Origin of the sequence: Rhodohalobacter sulfatireducens (assembly GCF_022012475.1) — a bacterium.
GTDB lineage: Bacteria > Bacteroidota > Rhodothermia > Balneolales > Balneolaceae > Rhodohalobacter > Rhodohalobacter sulfatireducens.
Window position 1 is genome coordinate 417,058 of the sequence record NZ_JAKLWS010000001.1, and the last position, 21,420, is coordinate 438,477.

Below are 21,420 nucleotides of genomic sequence, written 5' to 3' on the forward strand. Positions count from 1 at the left end.
GAGGTGTCTATGAAAGTTGAAAAACTGTTTTTTCCCATTTTGTTTGCACTGCTATGCAATCCGGTCCTAGCACAAGAATTTGACCTTGAAGCAAGCATTCAAAGAGGGAATACCATTTACTCTTCCAGCTGTGCTTCTTGCCATATGATGAATGGAACTGGGATAAGTGGCGTTTATCCTTCTCTTGCTGGTGCCGACAGCCTGATGAATGATATTCCAGAAATGCTTACCTGGATAGTTGATGGAGGAGAAGTCAATGGAGTGTCGCATAGCTTTTCATTGACAGACCGGGAAGTTTCTGACCTGCTGAATTACATTCGAAATTCATGGGGCCATGAAGGGGAGGCAATTCTGCCTGAAGAGGTTCAGCCTGCATTACAAGAGAGTGAGGAAGGTGACTGAGGCGTAGGCCTGTTTACTAATTTTTATTACGCTTTATCGGTTTACGTTGGTCACTAAATCATTTCTGCTGATGTAGTAAACGATCACCATAAAGACAGAGAGATAGAGGATAAACAACCAGAATGTGTCCATACTTCCAGTAAACTCCGGTAAAATATTTAGATAATTAAATGCAGCATTTGCGCTGATGTGGGCAAGTATGGACGTGAGCACGCTTTGGGTGTAATAATAGATCCAGCTAATAAAAAGGGTTCCCAAAATAACCCATAGCAAAAATACGAAGAAGCTCATTTCCTGGGGTGTACCCGTTCCAATCAGGTAGGCCGGAAAATGCCAGAACCCCCAGATCAAACCAAGGATGATGCTTGAATAAAAAACACTGAATCTCTTCATCAACCTGGGAAGTAAGTATCCTCTCCAGCCGTACTCCTCTCCAATGGCGATCAATACAATCACAAGAACCTGAGGCAGCAATTGAGTTGTTCGCAATTGAAAACCGGAAATGTCGAAGTTCAAAATCGAGAGCACAGCTAAAGATGCAAGAATTGGAAATCCGAGTAATGAAAGCAGAAGCCATTTAAAGGCCGTTTTCTGAACGGTCTGTTGAACGAACAATACGTAAAGACCTCTTTTCCCCTTTGCCAAGGCCGTTAGAATCAATGCCACGATTGAAGGCGTAAAAATGGATAAAATGGAGAGATTTGGATTCTCGAATTGATAAGCGATCAAACAGATAAGTGAACTCAAGACAATAACAACGACCGAGAACAGAATGATTTCTCTTTTTTCTGTTGAGCGCAGATTATACATAAATGATTGTAACGTTATAGGGCACTGTGTTTTAAGGAGGTACGAGGGGAGTTCGTATTTAGTTACAATGTCCTTTTTTGTGTTACAAACGTTATACTTGTTTTGATGCTGAAATCTAATTCCTGATATAATCTAAATAGGGGGCAGAGCCTAAGGTGTTTTCAACTATTTTTCGATCCCCGTATACTTTTTGTAAATAGCTCTATATCCAAAAAACCTGGCTATAGGTCCAAGAATACCGATCAAAAAATTTTGTGGTCCAAGAGGAATTGAAGCAAGTCTGGAGGGACTTTCTAGGTATTTACCGGTTACCATAGCCTGTAAAAAGGGTAGTTTGCCACCTTTTACCTTACCGTCATTTATCATCCCGAATAAATTTTCGAGAAAGAAATCTATGTCAATTCCAGGGGTAATTTGTTGTATATATTCGGCGGGTTCATCATCCATATTATAATGATTATGAGGTCTGTTTTTGGGCAATGTTACTTCCTCTCCCACTTTTATATCATGCTGTTTACCATCCAAAAAATATGTCATACGACCCGATAGGATTTTAAAATTCTCTTCCTGTAAAAGGTGAATATGATCGTCAACTGTTTGACCTTTGCTTTTTAAGGTGACTTTTAAAGTAACTCTTTCACCATTCGTATCTGAAGAAGTCTCGATAAATTCAATCGTATCTCCGGTAAATTTATCTATTAATTTTTGTCCTTTTATTGGCATGATTGAAGTTTTAATATTTAATAAAGTATCGGTATGCCACCAACGCTTTTCGGGTTATCCCTTCTTCCTATGTAAGTTTTATTCAAGGTACTCTAAAAGAATAATGAAAGTATAATGGTGAAAACGGAGTTATTAACCAATTACGATTATTTGTTGATGCTGATTAATTAAAAGCATGATACTCTATTCAGAACTGTTTGAATTTCGTAACTGTTTGCTTGATTCTCATAATTGAATGATGAATCTCCTGCCTAACTTTCTTTTAAGACCTAATGAAATGAAGTTTATAAATGTCAAAAAGCAATCTGCAGACATCTCTGTTTATTATTCTGATCTTGTGTTTTACAGATGCAGGATTTTCACAAGGAGGTTCAACTGACAAGCTGGATGTATCAGGCACCATCAGTGTGATGAATGATGGCATATCCACAGTCCCCTCTCTGGCCCTGGGAAAGCCGGCAATGATCTATAATTTGTCGGTCGGGAATCGATTTCGGTTTGAACCGGAATTGCGATTTTCGATGGAGGGTAAACCGTGGTCGTTCCTGTTTTGGTTTCGGTATGATGTGGTTCAGAATAATAAGTTATCGTTCCGAATCGGTGCACATCCGGCCTTTTCCTTTCGAACGGTTCCGGCACTGATTAATAATTCTGAGCAATCAGAAGATGTTATTGAAGCACGACGTTTTTTAGCAGGTGATTTGAATACAAGTTACGCTGTCAATGAGCGTCTTAACATTGGGGTGTATTATTTAGCAGCTCACGGGTTTGAGCCTTCCGTACCCGATTACACACACTTTCTGAGTTTCTATAGCAGCATTCCGAATATCTCTCTTGTTAGTGATCTGTACCTGAATCTTCGGCCGCAGTTCTATTATTTAAAAATTGACGAGATCGACGGGTTTTATGCGTCAACAAATATTGCACTGGGTGTGAGAGAACTTCCGGTTACTGTTTCAACCACCATCAACAAAGTGGTAGATACGGAAATTGAAAACACAGACCCGCTTTGGAATATCAGCTTAAATTACTCGTTTCGTTTTTAGTATTATGAAGTGGAACGCATTCACAAAACTTACAATCTGGCATCACTTAATTGAATGTGATATGAAAAAAAATGAAAAGAAAGGAAGCTTTTACACTCAAAAGTTTGGATCATTTAGTAAAAAAATTCAATTGGTAAATGAGCATTTCGACCTGTTTACATTAGATCCCTTTTTGGGTGATAATCCGGAGCCAATCCCTTATGATAAGAGAGATTATTACAAAATCATGCTGTTCAAGGGGAAAGCCAAAGTGCTATATGCTGATAAAGTGCTTGAGGCAAAACAACAGGTGTTAAGCTTTTCGAATCCGCTTATTCCCTGTAAATGGATTGAAAAAGAGAATGTCCAGGGTGGAGTCTTTTGTATTTTTGATAAACAGTTTTTTCATCAATTTGCGGACTTAAGTGACTACTCGGTTTTTCAGCCCGGCGGAAATCATGTATTTGAGTTGTCAGACGAACAGTTAGAAAAATCTGTAGCGCTTTTTGAACGGTTGTTTGAAGAGTTTGAGTCTGATTATAAACACAAATATGACGTCCTGCGAACCACAGTATTTGAATTGATGCATCTTGCGATGAAGATGGAACCATCATCAAGCATTCAAAGCACGGAGATCAATGCATCTCAGCGAATCTCTTCGATGTTTTTGGAGCTCTTAGAGCGTCAATTCCCGATTAACGATTCTCATAAAAGCATCAACCTCCGTACAGCTTCCGATTTTGCCAAACAACTGAACGTTCATGTGAATCACCTAAACCGGGCGCTGAAACAAACCACCAATAAAACCACCTCTGAGCTTATAGCCGAACGCCTGCTCCAGGAATCAAAAATCCTGTTGAAGCACAGTCAACAGGATATTTCAGAGATTGGATACTCCTTAGGATTTAGTGAAGCCACTCATTTCAGCAACTTCTTCAAAAAACATACGGACACAAGCCCTTCGCAATTCAGGAATGTTTGAATTTCGTAAGTGATGGTTTGCTAATCGTAATTCATTGAGGGGTCTCAACAGTATATTTGTTTTAGATGTTAAACATTAAATCTAAAACGGATCGATTATGATAGCGACCATGGAAACCCGCCGGCTTGGGGAGAGCAGTTTAGAAGTTTCAAAAGTCGGACTCGGCTGCATGGGTATGAGTTACGGATACGGTCCGGCATCAGACAAACAGGAGATGATCAACCTGATCCGCACGGCTTTTGACCGGGGAGTCACATTTTTTGATACGGCTGAGGCATACGGTCCGCAAGAAAACGAAAAATTAGTCGGAGAAGCCCTCTCGCCTATTCGTGACCAGGTAGTGGTCGCTACAAAATTTGGCATCTATCATCACAATGGAAAACAGGTTTTAAACAGCAAGCCGGAGCAGATCCGGAAGGCCGCAGAAGGATCTTTGAAAAGGCTCGGTGTAGAAACGATCGATCTATATTACCAGCATCGCGTTGATCCGGATGTACCCATCGAAGATGTGGCCGGAACGGTGAAAGATTTGATCGAAGAGGGTAAAGTGAAGCACTTTGGAATGTCGGAAGCGGGTGTCCAAACCATTCGAAAAGCTCATGTCGTTCAACCGGTCACAGCCGTTCAAAGTGAATACTCTATGTGGTGGAGAAAACCTGAAAATGAGTTGTTTCCTGCACTGGAAGAGATGGGAATTGGTTTTGTACCGTTTAGTCCGCTCGGCAAGGGATTTCTGACCGGTGAGATTGACGAAAGTACAGAATTCAGTGAGAACGATTTTCGTAACATTGTACCCCGATTCAACAAGGAAAACCGGAAAGCAAACCAAGACCTTGTGAAGCTGTTGGGTGAAATTGCAAAACAGAAGAATGCCTCAAAAGCTCAAATCGCCATCGCCTGGGTGCTTTCTCAAAAACCGTGGATTGTCCCCATTCCGGGAACCACGAAACTGGAACACCTGAAAAGTGATATTGAAGCGGCAGATATTAATTTAACTTCGAATGACCTCAACCAAATCGAAACAGCCCTGTCAAAAATCCAGGTTCAAGGGGCACGGTACCCGAAAGAGCTGGAAGAACGGACGGGGAATTAATTAATATGACCTAAAAATTGAGTGCGAAAACCTTCATAATAATCAATACGATCACCAAGTCATGAAAAACGAAAAAGACTTAATCGATTCAAAGACAAACAAAACCAGCCGTCGAGATTTTTTGAAAAAAACCGCTGGTGCAAGTGCCGGGTTAACACTGGCTTCTTTAGCGTGGACAGCGTCTAAAGCGAATCCGTTGAATGAATCAAAAGAAGATTTCGGAAAGCTTCAATCTGCCGTCCAAACACGAATGCTTGGCGACCTTGAGGTCTCTGCTATTGGATTGGGATGTATGAGTATGAAGTCTGGTTCTTACAACCCGCCCCGGCCGAATGAGGAGATGATTCCCGTGATTCGTGGTGCGGTGGAACGGGGCGTAACGTTTTTTGATACGGCGGAAGTGTATGGCCCTTTTACAGATGAAGAGCTCGTAGGCGAGGCGCTTGCCCCCGTTCGGGATGAGGTTGTCATTGCCACCAAATTCGGGTTCGAATTCAGAAATGGTCAAAGAGCTGGTCGAAACAGTCGTCCGGAGCACATTCGACAGGCAGTGGATGGTATGCTTCAGCGGCTTCAAACGGATCGTATCGACTTGCTCTATTGCCACCGCCTGGATCCAAATGTTCCCATCGAAGATATTGCCGGTACTGTAAGGGATCTGATTGATGAAGGGAAAGCTCTCCACTTTGGCCTTTCGGAGATGGCACCGGACACGATCCGGCGAGCTCATGCCGTTCAGCCTGTTGCAGCCCTTCAAACGCAATATTCCCTCATGGAGCGATTCCCCGAAAATCAAATTTTAGATACATGCGAAGAGTTGGGAATCGGTTTTGTTCCCTGGGGTCCGGTTGCACGCGGACTGTTTGGTGACAAGTTTAATGAATACAGCCGGTTTTCTGAGAATTCGAGGCATAACTCAGTTGCATCTTTTTCTCCCGAAAACCTGGAGAAGAACCTGGCGCTGCTGAACCTGGTTCGGGAATGGGGCGTGCGAAAAGATGCCACGCCTGCTCAGATTGCTCTTGCATGGCTGCTTGCACAAAAACCGTTTATTGTTCCAATTCCGGGTACAACCAAGCTTCATCACCTGGAAGAGAACCTCGGTGCCCTGAATGTTGAATTTACCCCGGAAGAGCTGAACGAATTTCGGGAAGAGTTCGAAGCCATTGAATTAGGTGGTGTTCGGTCGTTTGCATCCGCTCTTGAAGATCAATAAACCAATATCAAAAAAGCCCCTGCGGCTTATGAATAGATTTACCTTTTTTTGGATTCTGATTCTTTTACTGGTGGCAAACCCTGTCAAAGCACAGGTTGAGTCCGATTCGGAGGATATACTCATCGTCTACCTGTCCCGTACCGGGAACACGGAGGCAGTAGCCGAAATGATCCGGGATGAAGTTGACGGTGAGATGGTTGAACTCGAACTGGAAACTCCCTACCCGGAGGATTATGATGCAATCGTGGCGCAAGTTGCCAGGGAAAATGAGACCGGATATTTACCTCCTTTAAAAACTGAAATTGAGAACATTCAGGATTATGAAACAATCTTTATTGGCTTTCCAACTTGGGGAATGCAACTCCCTCCACCCATGAAAAGCTTTTTGAATGAGTATGATCTGAGCGGCAAAATAGTCATCCCATTCAATACAAATGGAGGTTATGGTTTGGGAAGCAGTATTCGTCAAATTGAAGAACTCTGTCCGGATTCAAAGATACTGGAAAGTTTTTCAGTCAGAGGCGGATTGGAACGAGATGGAATCTACCTGGATATCAAAGGAGATCGACGAGAAGAAGTCCGTGCCGAAGCCGTTGAGTGGTTGCGGAATATTGGGATGCAATAGTTTAAATAACAAGAAATAATTGGATGAAAACTTTGCAATGCTATCCCGTCCGACCGCTGACTTTGCGGTCAGACGGGTTAAAGCGATGATAGGATACCCATCTGACGGCAAAACCAGCCGTCTGATGGGTTTTGAAAAGTCCTCTAAACATTAATCACACAACTCATAAATCATCAATACAATGAAATTCAATCAATTAAAAACAGTTCTCATTGGACTCTTTATAATTTTAATCAGCGTACCTGCCTTCGCCCAAAATGCGGATGTTGTGGAGGAAATTAAAGATCTTTCCCAGGAGAAATGGCAGTGGATGGCTGACAAGAATGTAGATGAGCTCTCAAACTTATTTAATGAGGATGCACGATTTGTCCACATGAGCGGATCGTGGGGAACAAACCGTGAACTCGAAATCATTGAAAGCGGAAGCATTTGGTACAAGAATACAGACGTGCACCAGGTTGTGGTAGAAACGTTTGGCGATACCGTGATTCTTTGGAACCGCATTACCCTGGAGGCTGAGGTTCGGGGAAATGTCGTATCCAATGAGTTTACGGTTACGGAAGTCTATCAAAACCAAGACGGAGATTGGAGCCTGTTAGACCTGACATTTAGCAGCGTGCGGGATACTCATAGCATTGAAGAGTAGTGAGAGAATTTTAAAAACTGCCCCGTCCGACCGTTGTATTTTCGGTCAGACGGGTTCTTCGATACCTAATCTAACCATCTGACGGCAAAACCAGCCGTCTGATGGATTCAGCAGAGCCATCCACTAATAGAAAAACAGATAATGATGATAAAGAAAATGAATCACGGAAAGATACTTTACTCGCTTGTAATATTAACCCTGACCGTCGGACTCTTCGCAAATTCGGTATCCGCACAGGAATCGGAGCCCTATTCGGTTGGAAATCCTCTGGGTCTGACTTCTAACGGTGAATTTCAACCGATCTCACCCAATGTAAGTGTGTACGGAGCCATCCAATCTGCCGAAAGCTGTATTTATGATGCGGAACGAGAACGAATCATCGTGCCAAGCATGGGTGACCGGCAAAATGTACAGGTAAATAATGCGTGGGTTTCGCTGATTAACTCTGATGGATCGGTTCATACACCAAAATGGATTGGTGTTCAGAATTCCGGTCAGCGCAGCAATTTATCTCCGCCACTGGTTTTGAATGATCCCCTCGGAAGCGAAATTGCAGATGGCGTTCTCTACTTTGCCGATCGGGATGGCGGTACAAGCCTGGATGATCCATCAATAGCCGTCATTCGCCGGTTTGACCTGGAAACGGGCATTCCTCTTGAAGATATCCGAATCGAAGAATCTCCCTGGATTAACGACATCACTGTAGCAGAAGACGGAACGATCTACACCACACAATCCGGTGATATCGGTCCCGATGGTGACCCGCAATCCTGGAAAGTATGGAAAATCTCTCCGGAGGGGAGTAATTCTGAATTTATAGTGGGCGATCCGATTAATGTCCCCAACGGCATTGCGATAGACACCGATGGTAATATTGTGGTAGTCAACTTTGGCAATCCCGATGTCCTCACTTTTTCTCCGGATGGTGATCTGCTGAAAACGGAACAAGCCGTTCAGGCTGGAGGCGATGGAATCGAGATCATGAAGGACGGAACGAAGTATATCAGCAGTGTAAGACAGGGCGGAGTTTCCAGAATTCGTCCAGGCGAATCGGCCGAACTGATTGCAGAGAATATTCCAAGTGCGGCTTCTATTTGCTACGATTCAGATAACAACCAGCTTGTGGTCCCGATGACATCACAGAGTACGCTCGGGTTTGTACCTTTAGATTAACGAAATAGCATATGCAATTTAATAGCAGAAAATTAGGAACCTGAATTTCCCCTCCTTAAAAATGAGGGGACTTTTTCTCAGCTTTTCCACACTTAATTCTTGACTCAAATGATCATACAAAACCAACATCTCTTTCAGCGATACGATACTAAAACGACATAAATATTATGGATATCAATAAAAACATTTCGAACCCGATCAGAAGAAGGTTTTCTCGTTTCACAAATACCGATCATTTTTTTGCAGCTCTGTCTATTTTCGCGGTACTGCTCATTGCCGGATGCGGGGGTCCTTCGGCCGACAGTAATCAAAACCTTGCAAGTGCAGAAATTGTATGCGATGAGGATAATGGAGGCATTACCCTGCCGGATGGATTTTGTGCGAGCGTCGTTGTCGATAGTCTCGGGCCGGCGCGCCACATTGCAGTTGCGCCGAATGGTGACATCTATGTAAAAACGCGAAGCGAAGAGGGTGGAGTCGCTGCATTACGTGATACCACAGGTGACTTTAAAGCTGACATCATTGAGCGTTTCAGTGATATGACTCCCATGAGAGGCGGAATTTTGTGGGAAACCGGCATGGCTATCCACGATGGGTATATCTGGGCTTCCAATACGGAGTCCGTCTATCGGTGGCCGATGCCTGAGGACGGATCGCTTGTTCCCGAAGGTGAGCCGGAGATCGTTGTTACCGGTTTCCCGGAACAGCAGTCTCACGATTCCAAATCGATTGCTTTTGACGATAATGGCTACCTCTACGTAAATGTGGGTGCTCCATCCAATGCTTGTCAGCAAGAACCACGTACTCCCGGCTCCATGGGAGAAGATCCATGTTCGCAGCTGGAGCGGCAAGCGGGTATTTGGCGCTTTCATGCTGACTCTTTGGGCCAAACACAGCAGGATGACGGCATGCACTATGCAATAGGGATTCGCAACGTCGTGGGCCTTGATTGGAATCATGAGGACAACGCCCTGTACGTAATGCAGCACGGTCGGGATCAACTCAATACACTCTGGCCGGATCTTTATACCGAAAAGGATAATGCTGAATTGCCTGCTGAAGAGATGTTGAGACTGACTGAAGGTGCGAATGCAGGCTGGCCATACTGCTATTATGACTGGCAGCAGGAAGAAAAAGTTTTGAGTCCCGAATATGGTGGCGATGGAGAGGAAGTCGGGCGATGCTCAGAGTTTCTCGACCCGGTAGTAGCCTTTCCTGGTCACTGGGCACCAAATGTACTTCTGTTTTACACCGGTCAGCACTTTCCAGGGCACTATCAGGGCGGTGCTTTCATCGCATTTCATGGTTCCTGGAACCGAGCACCATTGCCGCAAAGAGGATATAGGGTATCATTTGTGCCTTTTGAAAACGGTTCTCCGGCGGGTGATTACGAGACCTTTGCCGATGGGTTTGCCGGTGTAGATCCAATCCCCAGCCCCGGTGTGGCAGAACACCGTCCGATGGGCCTCGCAATTGCACCGGACGGCGCCCTCTATATTTCTGACTCCGTTAAAGGTCGAATCTGGCGTGTGGTGTATACGGGGGAGAGTGAGTAGATATTTGTCAAAACAAAACCTGTCAGGTTTGAAAGTTTAAAATAAATAGAACTCGGTTTTCAAAAACCTGACAGGTTTTAGTAAGTCTTTCTTTAAGCATAAAGTAGGTTTGAGAGAGCATTTTTAAAAAAGGAGCATCGGGAAGAGTGTTCCGGAAAAAGATCAAAAAAGGAGAAAAAATGAATAAGAAAAATAAGATGAGTCGCCGTGATTTTATGCGCAGAACTGCACTGACCGGTTCTGGTTTTGCAGCGTTACCTTTGATGGGATTTAAATCACAGCCAGAATCAGAGAAGAAAAATTCGGGAAGTCTATCAAGTCAAAATGCATCCATAAACGACAAACGAATGCTCGGTTCGCTGGAGGTCTCCAGTATTGGAATGGGGGTTCAGAACATGGCAAGAAAATATACAACAACGACACCCTATCGGCCCGAGATGGTTGAAGTGATACGGGCTGCATTCGATAATGGAGTCACTTTTTTTGATACCGCTGAAGCGTATGGGCCTCTTGAGTGCGAGCGCCTACTGGGTGAGGCTGTGGAACCCTTTCGCGATGAGGTGAAAATAGCTTCCAAGTTTGGTTTTGACATCAACCCTGAAACGGGTGAACGCGGACGTGGAACAAACAGTGAACCCGGGCACATCAAGCGTGTCGTTGAGGGAATGCTTCGGCGCCTGCGGACCGACCGTATTGATCTGCTCTATCAGCATCGTGTTGATCCCGAAGTACCTATTGAGGATGTGGCCGGAGCCGTCAAAGAGCTGATGGATGAGGGCAAGGTATTGCACTGGGGGATGTCGGAGATGGGACTGAATACGCTTCGCCGTGCCCACGCGGAATTGCCGGTTACTGCTGTTCAAAGTGAATACTCGATGTTGTGGCGCGGACCTGAAGAAGAAGTACTCCCCACTTGTGAGAAGCTGGGAATCGGTTTTGTGCCGTGGAGTCCGCTTGGCGTGCAGTTCCTGACCGGGTGGATTGATGAGAATACACGCTTCGCCCAGGGTGATTTTCGCGGTCTTGAGCCCCGTTTTTCACCGGAAAACCTTGCTCATAATGTAGCACTGGTTGACCTGGTCAATACCTGGGCTGAACGGAAAGAGGCTGCACCGGCTCAGATTGCACTGGCCTGGCTGTTAGCACAGAAACCATGGATCGTTCCGATCCCGGGAAGCACCAACAAAGATCACGTGATCCAGAATATCGGGGGAGCTTTGGTACAGTTTTCAGATTCTGAACTTGATGAACTGAACGCTGCCGTCCGTAATATCGAGATACGGGGAGAGCGTCTGCCGGAACCCGTGCTCAACATGACCGGTGTGGAAGCCCCACCGAAGAATTGAAGACTTATAACCAGAGATCATTAGAAATCAATCAACCAATAATCAAACTCATGAAACAAGTTATATATACTCTTTTATTGTTTGTCGCACTATCAACCCAGGCGGTGGCACAGAAAAATGAAAACGTTACGAGTGTAGAACAGGAGATCATCAATTTGTCCGAACAAAAATGGCGGTGGATGGCCGACAAAAACGTGGAGGCCCTGGCGGATCTCTTTCATGAAAAAGCGGAGTTTGTTCACATGGGTGGATCATGGGGAACAGAACGTGAACTCGCTATCATCGAAAGTGGGGGGATCTGGTACAAACAGGCGGATATCCATGAGGTATCGGTCAATATTATTGACAAAACGGCCATCCTTTTAAACAGGATTACCCTGATAGCGGAAGTTGGCGGGAATGAAGTCACAAATCCATTTGAAGTAACTGAAGTGTATGTGAAACTTGACGATGGTTGGAAGCTGGGCTCTTTGTCGTTTACCAGGCTGATGTCTCGTGGTGATGATTAGTCCTCCTTAGAAGGGGGAATGTGAGCACGACGAATGTCGTGTGAACTCGGGGGATGTACACCCCTCCCGCCTAAAGGCGGACTCCCCTCAAGGGGAGAATTCTCCCTCCCCCAACCCCTCCCCGAAGTATCGGGGCAGGCTCTTACACAGGAGGGGAGCACAATATCAAACATTCTTGTTTCGAACTCATGCCAGATTATATAAGTACAGTTAAAAATTAAAACCCAATCAAAATGAAAAAAATAATCCTTGGTTTATTCATCATCATGAGTTGCTATTTGCCGGCTCATCATACATCTGTGGTTGCACAGGAAACGGATTCCAATACATCCCCAACAGTTCAAACTGAAAACGGTCTTTTGCGTGGTGTGACGGAAGGAGATGTTACAAGCTTCAAAGGGATTCGCTTTGCAGCGCCGCCGGTTGGCGAATATCGCTGGCGTCCACCTCAGCCCGTATCGAACTGGGAGGGTGTGCGTGATGCAACCGAGTATGGCGCAAATTGTGCGCAGGCCGGATGGGGCGCTGCTCCCGGAACCATTGCGGACGGTTCATCGGAAGATTGTCTCTTCCTGAATATCTGGAAACCTGCCGGAGTTGAAGAGGGTTCGAATCTTCCCGTGATGGTATGGATCCACGGAGGTGCTTTTGTGGGCGGAAGTGGCGCCGGTGGTGCAACCACAGGAGAGGAATTCGCCAAACAGGACGTCATTTTGATGACCATCAATTATCGCTTGGGACGCCTCGGCCATTTTGCATTTCCTGCATTGAGCGAAGAGCATCCCGAGGAGCCAAAAGGCAGCTACGCTTATATGGACCAGATTGCCGCCCTCGAATGGATACAGGAGAATATTGAAGCATTCGGTGGTAATCCGGATAATGTGACCATTTTCGGTTTCTCTGCCGGTGGCGTATCTGTTCATTCGCTCATGACCATTCCGGCTGCAAGAGGTCAGTTTCATAAAGTGATTAGTGAATCAGGCGGCGGTCGTGACGGTGTTCTTACCGGCCGACCCATTCGTGAAGATAATGCGGATCCACTCTACACGGTTTCTGCTGAAACCATTGGAATCAACTTTGCCCGTAAAAAGGGAATCGAAGGAACCGGTGAAGAAGCACTTGCAGAACTTCGCGATCTGAGTGTTGAAGAGATTGTGGATGGAGGCCAGGAAACCGATGGTGAGAATGGCCCGCGCACCTATTCAGGCCCAATTCTGGATGGGGAGCTGGTGGTAGAAACGGCTGAAAGTGCTTACAAAGCAGACAGACAGGCAGACGTTCCACTTATCATCGGGAATACAAGTGCCGAAATAGGCGGCAGTTTTGTTAATAACAGCAGTTCAAAAGAAGAACTGTTTTCACTTTTTAGTGAACTGGAAGATGAGGCGAGAACTGCATACGATCCTGAGGGAAATAAAGAGTTTGCTGAAGTTATCACAAAGTTTAACACCGACTGGGCATGGGGAGAGCCGGCTCGCATGACAGCAAGAGCTTTTGTTGATGAAGGTAACCCGGCTTACATGTATCTGTTCTCCTATGTGCCGGAAGCGATGCGGGAGCGAATGCGCTTTGGTGCCGGACACGGATCAGAAGTTGCCTACGTGTTTAACAACCTGGATGCCCGCTGGGGAGATATTGAGCCAACGACTGAAGAACAAGAGTTAGCGCAAGTGATGAACACCTATTGGGCAAACTTCGCCAAGACAGGTGATCCCAATGGCAAAGGGGTACCTGAATGGGCCGTTTACAATACCCAAAATGAAGAGATACTCGAAATTGAACCCGACGGTGAAACAGTCGGAAAACCCGATCCCAGAGAAAAAAGACTGGATGTGATTCAAAAGGCCATTGAGACATTAAGAGACCGTTTACAAACGCGCGGTATTTAACCCTCAAATAAACCAGTAACATGAAAAAATTTAGTACACAACTACTACTCAGTTTAATTGTAGCCATCAGTTGTTTTCCACTCGATTTGAAAGCACAAACCTCAGAACAGAATCAGAGGCTCAGCGAAAAACAGCAAACTCTCATTCCAATAGCAGCTTACACCGCCATTGGTGACCTTCAACGTTTAAAACCTGCACTGCATAACGGTTTGGATGCCGGCCTGACAATCAATGAGATCAAAGAGTCGATGGTGCATCTGTATGCGTACGCCGGATTCCCTCGTAGTATTCGCGGGCTTTCTACCTTTATGGAGATCTTAGATGAGCGCCAGGCTGACGGCATTCAAGATGAACAGGGCCCGGAAGCCTCTCCAATCAATGATGACCGAAGCAAGTACGAACGAGGTGTGGAAACCCTGTATGAGTTAACCGGTGCAAACTGGGGTAATCCGCAATCAGGTTACGGAGCATTTGCTCCTGCCATCGACACATTCCTCAAAGAGCATCTATTTGCGGACCTGTTTGAGCGGGATGTGTTAACCTATGCCCAGCGAGAGCTGGTGGTCATCTCCATACTCAGCGGCCTCGATGGCGTGGAACCCATGTTGGGAAGCCATTTAAATCTTTCCCTGAATGTCGGTTTAACACAGGTCCAATTGCAGCATTTTGTGGATATCATCGAAACGACACTTGGTGAAGAAAAAGGAGAAATCGCTCAATCTGTATTAGATAACGTACTGGAAAACAGAAACCAAGAACAGGATTAATATTTTTACTAAATGTGACTCCAACACAAGAATTTGAAATGAACTTTCCCTCCTATGATTAGGAGGGGCTTGGGGTGGTAGAAAAAGATTCATTCTAATCAAAATTTAGCGTTCCGTTTTAAGCCTTCTGGTAGTATGTAAAATAAAGCGATGCAGCTTTGTTTTTAGTCTTGGAACAGAACAGCGAGACGAAATTAACCACCCCTTAATCCCCTCCTTAAAAAGTAGGGGAGATTTTACAAACAACAATTCAAACTCAACCATCAGATATGAATCTTAATCAATCAATTCCTGCAATTTTAGTAATCGTTTTTTTGCTAATGCCTGCTTTCCAGGCAATGGCACAAACAGATAGCGATGAACATTATAATATGACGTCCATCCTGCCGGAAGGTAATGAGGTATCCGGAGGAAATTTCACAGGTACAGTATGGGTAAATATGATCGTACTTCCGGAAGATAATTTAAACACGAATGGGGGTAAGGTGAAGTTTGAACCGAAGGCACGATCGAACTGGCACAGCCATCCCGGTGGGCAAATTCTCATTGTAACCGACGGAACTGGTTATCACCAAATAGAAGGAAAACCCATTCAAGTTATTCGGGAGGGAGATGTCATTAAAGTCCCGGCAGATGCAAAACATTGGCACGGAGCTTCTCATGAACATTCCATGACACATACGGCCATCGGTCCAAATCTTGATAGAGGCGGAGCTCAATGGGCAGGTCCGGTAACGGATGAAGAATATGATAGCATCAGGTAGTTTCCATTTCAAAATTGTTCAGAACCTAATCTATCAAATAGGAATTGTCTGAAAGGAAGAAACAAAAACCAATTACAGCTACAGGAGATGTTTTTTCAAAATTCTTCAATATTCAGGCTAAAAAGTATACAGTGTTAACATGTACCAAATGCAGATTCAAGGGGTTCTGCAAAGTTGCTATGAGTACACTTGGTGATATTCTCGACCTCTTCGCTAATCAATCCACAAGCTTATAAAAGCTTATTTTTCAGCTTCGAGGTAAGCCACAACGGATTTCCAGATAGCCTCCATTTTGGAATCTGCTTCGGAATCGTAGGTGTCATCTTCGCCTGTAACGCTGCAACGTTGGCCTTCAATGCGAACGCTGTGACCTTCCTCTTCTTCTATTTTTACAACTACCGGCATTAACCATTTCCAGGAAAGATGAAATTTCAGATCACTGCCCTTTAAAAATGCGAGTGGAATGTCTTTCACATCATCCTGGTCTACTTTAATAGTGCCGCCCATAAAATCTTTAATCAGCTGATTACCATTCGTTATTTCATTATGGTCCATAGATATCACGTAAGTTGTTGTTAATTTTGGTTGTGATAAAATAAAAATAATAGTTGGCTTATTTAATTAACGTCAGTTCGAGATAATAAGCTTGAATATTGCGCTCTCCAGCTGCTTGAACTCGACACTTCGGGGTGAAGAGCCTGTTTTCTGAAATCTTAATGCAGGCGGGCTCAAACTGACTTTCTAATAGATTTCCCCAAAATAATTCATTAGAAATCAGATAGGAGTGTCTCTTTAGAATTAACAGGCAGTGATCAATTTATTGGTTGGGAGAGTCAGTAACAATCACACTCGCCTGTTGCTCCCTGCTTTTTCTGAGTCCATCTGGTTATGGTTAAAAAGGCAGCAGCCAAGCGCAATGAGGTTGAGATTCTGGCTCTCTTTAACCTTGATTTAAACAATTAAAAATCATTCGATGGGTGGTTGGTAACCTCAAAAATTAGTATTTATCCGTCTGACCGCAAAGACAGCGGCCTGACGGGTTCAAATTCTCATCTCCGCTGAATGACAGCTACCCAATGACCGTCACCGGGAGCCGCAATTTCTCTCAATTCACCGGCTTCAAATTGAGACTCATCAACCCAGGAGGAGTTCATAATATCCAACCATTGAACAGTGAATGAGCCGGACCGCTCCCTGAGATCGAGATCTACTCCGCCTCCGTTGGTGAAATAGATAGCATACGAATTTCCAGGGTCAGCCATGATATAAGCCTCATTACGGCTGCGGTCCAGGAAATGATGGTAGGTTGGTTCAAGGTTCCAGGGCTGAACCTTATCGAGAAGCATTTTTGTACTCTGAATCACAGCTTTCGCCTCATCCCCAAGGCCAAGGCCGTAGTAGTTGCGAAGCTCAGCATAAGGATCTGCGTCTCTTCGATGGAATCGCATGGATGCAGAACCGGCAAACAGGTTTCTCATGAACCGGGCTACACTTTCATCCTCTCCACCCTCATCATAGGTCCAAAAACCCCCATATATTTTTGTATTATTCAACGGTTTTTGGGGGCCGTCAAAACTGTATTCACGAAGATATCGGACAAGTTCGTAATGCACCTCCCCGGTATGGAAATTGTTTTGTGAAATATCCACATAAGTATAGGCCGGATCATCTAAAATCTCACGATGACGTGGATGAGTAAGCGCATTGATGTCGTACATGTCTGCAGTTTGAACGTTAATTCCCTCCCTTTCGGCTTTGTCCTGAATGTATTGTGCCCAGTATCGTCCCCAGGAGTGTGCCTCATTCACTTCATTATTCATACAGTACAACACATTAGGGTACTGAAAGGCAATCTCCAGGATTTTATCCACAAAAGCTTCCTGGTATTCTCGCACAATTTCCAGATCCAGTTCCGACGGGCGGGTATAGAAAAAAGAATGCTCCCCCGGATATTCACTTTTTGAATAATCAACATCAGTCGGCAGTCCGGATTCTTCAACGGTATAATTGATGTTGTTGATGGGATTAAACGGACTCCGGCTCCACCCTCTTTTCGGGTATCCTTCTCCTCCATCCATATAATAATTCCAGGTTGCCCAGATCTCTACCTGGACAATAATATCACGCTCAAAGGCCAATTGGAGCAGTTGCTCAAACCGCTCAAAAAATTCCGGGTTGAAGCGGTTCAGGTCAAACTTTCCCTCCTCATTCACCTGGTACGGCCAGGCATCCTCTGCCCGGGAGAATGCCATCGTATTTCTGACGTAATTGCCGCCAACAGCTGCAAGATCATCCAAGTGCTGTTCCAGGTACTGCAACTGGAAAACATTATCTGAATCCGTTCCCCCGATCAACATCACGGGCTCGCCCTTATACTGCCAATACATGGGATGATCGTGATAGGGTCGAACGGCTTCTTCTTGGTGGTTTTGGGCAATTGCTGCCTGATGGAATGTTGTGAAGGAGATAACAATCAGAACTGTGTATGATATGAGGTGTCCTAAAAATTGCAATCCTGCATTCTGATAAAAATAGGTTTTGAATGAGCGATATTCTTGAAATTTTATTTTATCCATCTTCTATCTGTTTCCGGTTATTAAATGAAAAGAAGTTTACTGCGATGGCATAATGTTTACAATTATGCGTTGATATCTTGTTAAAGCCGGTGTTCCCTTATCCGTTACTTTCAAAATGATATGCGCGGTTTCAGGTTGATCTACTTCCGGCGCTGTATAATTGACGTGATACACATTCTCAGCACCGGGAACGGGTATCAACTCATCATATGAGCCTGCTTCCGGGTAATGAAACCACAAAAAGCTGAGGTTATCGCCATCCGGATCATATGAATTTCGTGCATCCAGTGTAAAACTTTCGCCAGATTGAACTGTTATTTGATTTGGGGTTTCCAAAACCGGTACGGGCGGGTGATTCGCCTCTTCATATGATTTGACTGTCCAGTCCATCCGTGCTGCAAAGTCGTTTTGAAAGTCATCCCGCCAGCGCCACAGAGTTACTTTATTTCCCGTGAATGTAGTATCGGCTTGTTCAACTGCACGGCCATAGTTATCGAATATATAGGGTGTATATGAATCCGAAGCATTTGTCCAGATTTCACGGTTTTCGGGTTTCGCCACAACATCCGAGCCGCCTTCTCCGATGGTTTCAAACTCCGGTTGATAAAGTTCATAACGGCCGCCCCAGCCTCCCCAATCAGGCCGATCGGGAACATTGAGTCCGTTTGGTATCAAGGAGAGATATGCTGGGGTATCTCCTTCGACTCCCCACGCCACATCAGGATAAACAGCACCAAGCGGTCCATGATCTTGCTGAACGTGTTCTGCAAACCAACGATTACTGATTTCATCATTGTTGATTCCATCCACATAGGTATTAATGGAACTCCAGGTTGCACTTCCATAATCATCACCCGGACTCACGATATAAAACAGGTTCGGAAAATTATTTCGAATCCAGTTCCCGCTGTCATCCTGGTCGGAGATCGTGTAGACCCGTAATTTCGAAATCATCTCGTCCACTTCTTCTTCTGTATAGGTATCCCTGATTTTATATAATGCCTGTGCAAGTGTATTCACGCCACCCCAGACACTTATCCAAAGCGGCCGGTCATCCTCTTTTTCAAGTGTTTCAATGATCCACTCCGATCCCTCCGAATCCATTCCCTCACCCACACCTGTCATTCCGTATGACGGCAAACCTTCTTTTACCAGGGCTAACAACTCTTGTACTGTAGGATATCCCTCTTCGTGCCGGCTGAGATTGGATTGGACTTCTCCATAGGCGTTAATAACCTTCAAAATGGTTTCAGGTGAGATACTTGTCTTTTTCCAGACCGAAGTGGTTGCAACGATGCCTTCAATATCAATTTGGTTTGAGTAAAGAAGCAGTCGGACTAATGATTGAGTATCATCAGGGTCGGCTTCTATATCCGTAAGAACAATCACCCGATGGCGTTGCTCATTCGAGGGTTGTGCATGTAGCCATTCGTAGTTGCAAGAAATTATTAAAACTAAAAACGATAAAGTCAGTATTGGTTTTTTCATAATGTTTTTTTGATTTCAAGAGATAATCTCACCTTGAGGGGAGTGCCCTCGACAGGCTTGTCGGGGGCGAGGGGTGTCTTCCCTCAACTCGCTTCGGTCGTTTGCCCCCTTCCAAGGGGACTAACACACCCCTAAATCCCCTCTCGAGAGGGGACTTTAATTCTCCTCAACAACTTCTATAATTACTCTTCGATACGATGTTAACTGCGGCTCACCATCATCAATTACTTCTAAGATAATGTGAATGTTGTTTTCCTCAGGCGAACGACCCGGAACTTCTTCTAAGAAATTTGACGGGATGGTAATATCAGTAACGGCTTCATTCGGATTTAATACTTCCGTATCCCCGGGGTGCCTGTCGGTCCAGTAGAAGGTCCACCAGCGGCTTAACGTACCGGCTTCCGGATAGTCCCACCATTTGTAGGAGAGTTGATCGCCATCCGGATCGGAACTTTCGGATGCATCAAGTGTAATCGTTTCTCCGGGAGATGCCTGCACCTTCAACACATTCTTGCCTTCGTGTCCGTTGACCACCGCTTCAGGATTATGATTGGCTTCTTCGTATGACATGATGCCCCAATCCATTCGTGCGGCAAAGTCGTATTGAAAAGCATCCCGCCATCGCCAGATGGTTGCCTGGTCTGAGACGTACGCATTTCCGTCATCGGCAACTACACGGTCGCGGGAGTTACGGCCATTTGTCCAGAGCGGACTCTTTTCACCGAATACTTGAGTATATTGATATCGTCCGCCCCAACCACCGTAAGCGGGACTCAGCGCCCATCCAAGCCCGTTGCGTATCAACCCAAGGTAAGACGGCGTATCCCCCTCCATAATAAAATGGTGCTCGGGGTACTGAGCGCCAAGCGGCCCGTGATTCTCCATCACATGTTCGCGGAGCCATTCGTTTTCAACCAGTTCAAACTTATGTCCGGGTCCATTTTGATAGAACTCATCTCCCGCAATTCCGGTCCATGTTGCACGATGATACCATTGCCCTCCATCCGGTTCGTTGGGACTGTTGATATAAAACAGGTTTGGAAAGTTGTCCCGAATCCAGATTCCGGAATCGTCCTGGTCGGAAATGGTATAGACTTTCATTTTGGATACAAACTCATCCACTTCCTGCGGGCTTCGCATCTCCCTTACTTCCCATAGCGCTTGTGCCAGTGCACTGGCCCCGCCCCAGACTGTCACCCAAACCGGGCGGTTATCCGCTTTATCCACTACATCAATAATATGGCGGGAACCTTCTGTGCTTTTCCCGGCCCCGACACCTCTCATTCCATACACGGGAAGGTGAGCCGTAACTCGTTCCATCAGGTACTCTTCTGCAGGATATCCGGGTGCATGTTGTTCAAGATTATCATGAATTTCACCGTATGATGAGATCAGTTCACGAATTACATCCGGACGTACTTCATCCCTCATCCAGTTTGATGTAGTTGCCACAAAACCCTCGATATCAAATTCATTGGCATAGGAGAGAAACCGAACGAGAGATTCCTGGTCGTCGGGCTCATTGGTAATGTCCGTGAGTACAAGAACCCGCGGTTTTTCGAGGGGAATCTCTTCGAACTCAAGTTGAGCGAAAGCCGGGTTTATGTGAATGAAAAACGCTAAAATAAAAACAGTCAGAAAATTATAGATTGGAAGTTTCGCACTCATGTTATGATTCGACATGATTATTTTACCTGTTTAGGTCGTGGTTGTTGGTTTGGTTGATAAAAACTCATCCCGCTTCAAAGTAATAGAAAGGGAGATGGTTCAAGTTGTTATAAAAACGACTTAAATTATAAATAAGCAAAATCGTGAAACAATATCTAAACA

Annotated in this window: 21 protein-coding genes; 15 read left to right on the plus strand and 6 right to left on the minus strand. The window is 45.0% G+C overall.

Going from position 1 to position 21,420, the window contains the following annotated elements; genetic code table 11:
- Positions 1 to 9 precede the first annotated feature (9 nt).
- On the plus strand, positions 10 to 402 hold the full coding sequence (locus L6773_RS01800; protein ID WP_237852126.1) for a c-type cytochrome: 393 nt from the start codon (positions 10 to 12) through the stop codon (positions 400 to 402).
- Between the two features lie 33 nt (positions 403 to 435).
- Here L6773_RS01800 and L6773_RS01805 read toward each other — a convergent pair whose 3' ends face one another.
- Together L6773_RS01805 and L6773_RS01810 are read right to left on the minus strand one after the other, a co-directional pair.
- Positions 436 to 1,212, minus strand: a complete 777-nt coding sequence (locus L6773_RS01805) for a CPBP family intramembrane glutamic endopeptidase (RefSeq protein WP_237852127.1) — start codon at positions 1,210 to 1,212, stop codon at positions 436 to 438.
- 165 nt (positions 1,213 to 1,377) lie between these two features.
- Positions 1,378 to 1,935, minus strand: a complete 558-nt coding sequence (locus L6773_RS01810) for a cupin domain-containing protein (protein WP_237852128.1) — start codon at positions 1,933 to 1,935, stop codon at positions 1,378 to 1,380.
- Between the two features lie 290 nt (positions 1,936 to 2,225).
- On the opposite strand from L6773_RS01810, the gene L6773_RS01815 reads away from it, so the two are divergent.
- The 14 genes from L6773_RS01815 (at position 2,226) to L6773_RS21655 (ending at position 15,762) form a co-directional block, all read left to right on the plus strand.
- Positions 2,226 to 2,981 carry a hypothetical protein gene (locus L6773_RS01815; RefSeq protein WP_237852129.1) on the plus strand — a complete coding sequence of 252 codons (756 nt, stop codon included), beginning with the start codon at positions 2,226 to 2,228 and terminating at the stop codon, positions 2,979 to 2,981.
- Between the two features lie 61 nt (positions 2,982 to 3,042).
- Positions 3,043 to 3,942 carry a helix-turn-helix domain-containing protein gene (locus L6773_RS01820; RefSeq protein ID WP_237852130.1) on the plus strand — a complete coding sequence of 300 codons (900 nt, stop codon included), beginning with the start codon at positions 3,043 to 3,045 and terminating at the stop codon, positions 3,940 to 3,942.
- 109 nt (positions 3,943 to 4,051) lie between these two features.
- A complete protein-coding gene (locus L6773_RS01825; protein WP_369431066.1) occupies positions 4,052 to 5,035 on the plus strand; it encodes an aldo/keto reductase in 984 nt (327 codons plus the stop codon).
- A gap of 61 nt (positions 5,036 to 5,096) precedes the next feature.
- Positions 5,097 to 6,251, plus strand: coding sequence for an aldo/keto reductase (locus L6773_RS01830; protein WP_237852132.1), 1,155 nt, complete (start codon positions 5,097 to 5,099; stop codon positions 6,249 to 6,251).
- Positions 6,252 to 6,279: 28 nt separating this feature from the next.
- Positions 6,280 to 6,876, plus strand: a complete 597-nt coding sequence (locus L6773_RS01835) for a flavodoxin family protein (RefSeq protein ID WP_237852133.1) — start codon at positions 6,280 to 6,282, stop codon at positions 6,874 to 6,876.
- 181 nt (positions 6,877 to 7,057) lie between these two features.
- On the plus strand, positions 7,058 to 7,522 hold the full coding sequence (locus L6773_RS01840; protein WP_237852134.1) for a nuclear transport factor 2 family protein: 465 nt from the start codon (positions 7,058 to 7,060) through the stop codon (positions 7,520 to 7,522).
- A gap of 141 nt (positions 7,523 to 7,663) precedes the next feature.
- On the plus strand, positions 7,664 to 8,695 hold the full coding sequence (locus L6773_RS01845) for an SMP-30/gluconolactonase/LRE family protein (RefSeq protein ID WP_237852135.1): 1,032 nt from the start codon (positions 7,664 to 7,666) through the stop codon (positions 8,693 to 8,695).
- 167 nt (positions 8,696 to 8,862) lie between these two features.
- Positions 8,863 to 10,251, plus strand: coding sequence for a PQQ-dependent sugar dehydrogenase (locus tag L6773_RS01850; protein ID WP_237852136.1), 1,389 nt, complete (start codon positions 8,863 to 8,865; stop codon positions 10,249 to 10,251).
- A 179-nt stretch (positions 10,252 to 10,430) separates the two neighbouring features.
- A complete protein-coding gene (locus tag L6773_RS01855; RefSeq protein ID WP_237852137.1) occupies positions 10,431 to 11,597 on the plus strand; it encodes an aldo/keto reductase in 1,167 nt (388 codons plus the stop codon).
- A gap of 50 nt (positions 11,598 to 11,647) precedes the next feature.
- Positions 11,648 to 12,106: a nuclear transport factor 2 family protein gene (locus tag L6773_RS01860; RefSeq protein ID WP_237852138.1), complete on the plus strand. Its 459-nt coding sequence runs from the start codon at positions 11,648 to 11,650 to the stop codon at positions 12,104 to 12,106.
- A 233-nt stretch (positions 12,107 to 12,339) separates the two neighbouring features.
- Positions 12,340 to 13,995 carry a carboxylesterase/lipase family protein gene (locus L6773_RS01865; protein WP_237852139.1) on the plus strand — a complete coding sequence of 552 codons (1,656 nt, stop codon included), beginning with the start codon at positions 12,340 to 12,342 and terminating at the stop codon, positions 13,993 to 13,995.
- Between the two features lie 20 nt (positions 13,996 to 14,015).
- A complete protein-coding gene (locus tag L6773_RS01870) occupies positions 14,016 to 14,762 on the plus strand; it encodes a carboxymuconolactone decarboxylase family protein (protein ID WP_237852140.1) in 747 nt (248 codons plus the stop codon).
- A 269-nt stretch (positions 14,763 to 15,031) separates the two neighbouring features.
- The gene (locus L6773_RS01875) at positions 15,032 to 15,526 is read left to right on the plus strand and encodes a cupin domain-containing protein (protein WP_237852141.1); all 495 of its coding nucleotides are present in this window, start codon (positions 15,032 to 15,034) and stop codon (positions 15,524 to 15,526) included.
- Positions 15,527 to 15,570: 44 nt separating this feature from the next.
- Entirely contained in the window at positions 15,571 to 15,762 is a 192-nt protein-coding gene (locus L6773_RS21655) for a zinc ribbon domain-containing protein (RefSeq protein WP_369431023.1), read from the plus strand.
- Between the two features lie 4 nt (positions 15,763 to 15,766).
- On the opposite strand, the gene L6773_RS01880 is transcribed toward L6773_RS21655, so the two are convergent.
- The 4 genes from L6773_RS01880 to L6773_RS01895 form a co-directional block, all read right to left on the minus strand.
- Positions 15,767 to 16,081 (minus strand): hypothetical protein, encoded by a 315-nt coding sequence (locus L6773_RS01880; RefSeq protein ID WP_237852142.1) that lies wholly within the window; start codon positions 16,079 to 16,081, stop codon positions 15,767 to 15,769.
- Between the two features lie 494 nt (positions 16,082 to 16,575).
- Positions 16,576 to 18,102, minus strand: a complete 1,527-nt coding sequence (locus L6773_RS01885; RefSeq protein ID WP_237852143.1) for a hypothetical protein — start codon at positions 18,100 to 18,102, stop codon at positions 16,576 to 16,578.
- Between the two features lie 36 nt (positions 18,103 to 18,138).
- Positions 18,139 to 19,590, minus strand: a complete 1,452-nt coding sequence (locus L6773_RS01890) for a nucleoside hydrolase-like domain-containing protein (RefSeq protein WP_237852144.1) — start codon at positions 19,588 to 19,590, stop codon at positions 18,139 to 18,141.
- A 156-nt stretch (positions 19,591 to 19,746) separates the two neighbouring features.
- Positions 19,747 to 21,273 carry a nucleoside hydrolase-like domain-containing protein gene (locus tag L6773_RS01895; RefSeq protein WP_237852145.1) on the minus strand — a complete coding sequence of 509 codons (1,527 nt, stop codon included), beginning with the start codon at positions 21,271 to 21,273 and terminating at the stop codon, positions 19,747 to 19,749.
- Positions 21,274 to 21,420: the final 147 nt, after the last annotated feature.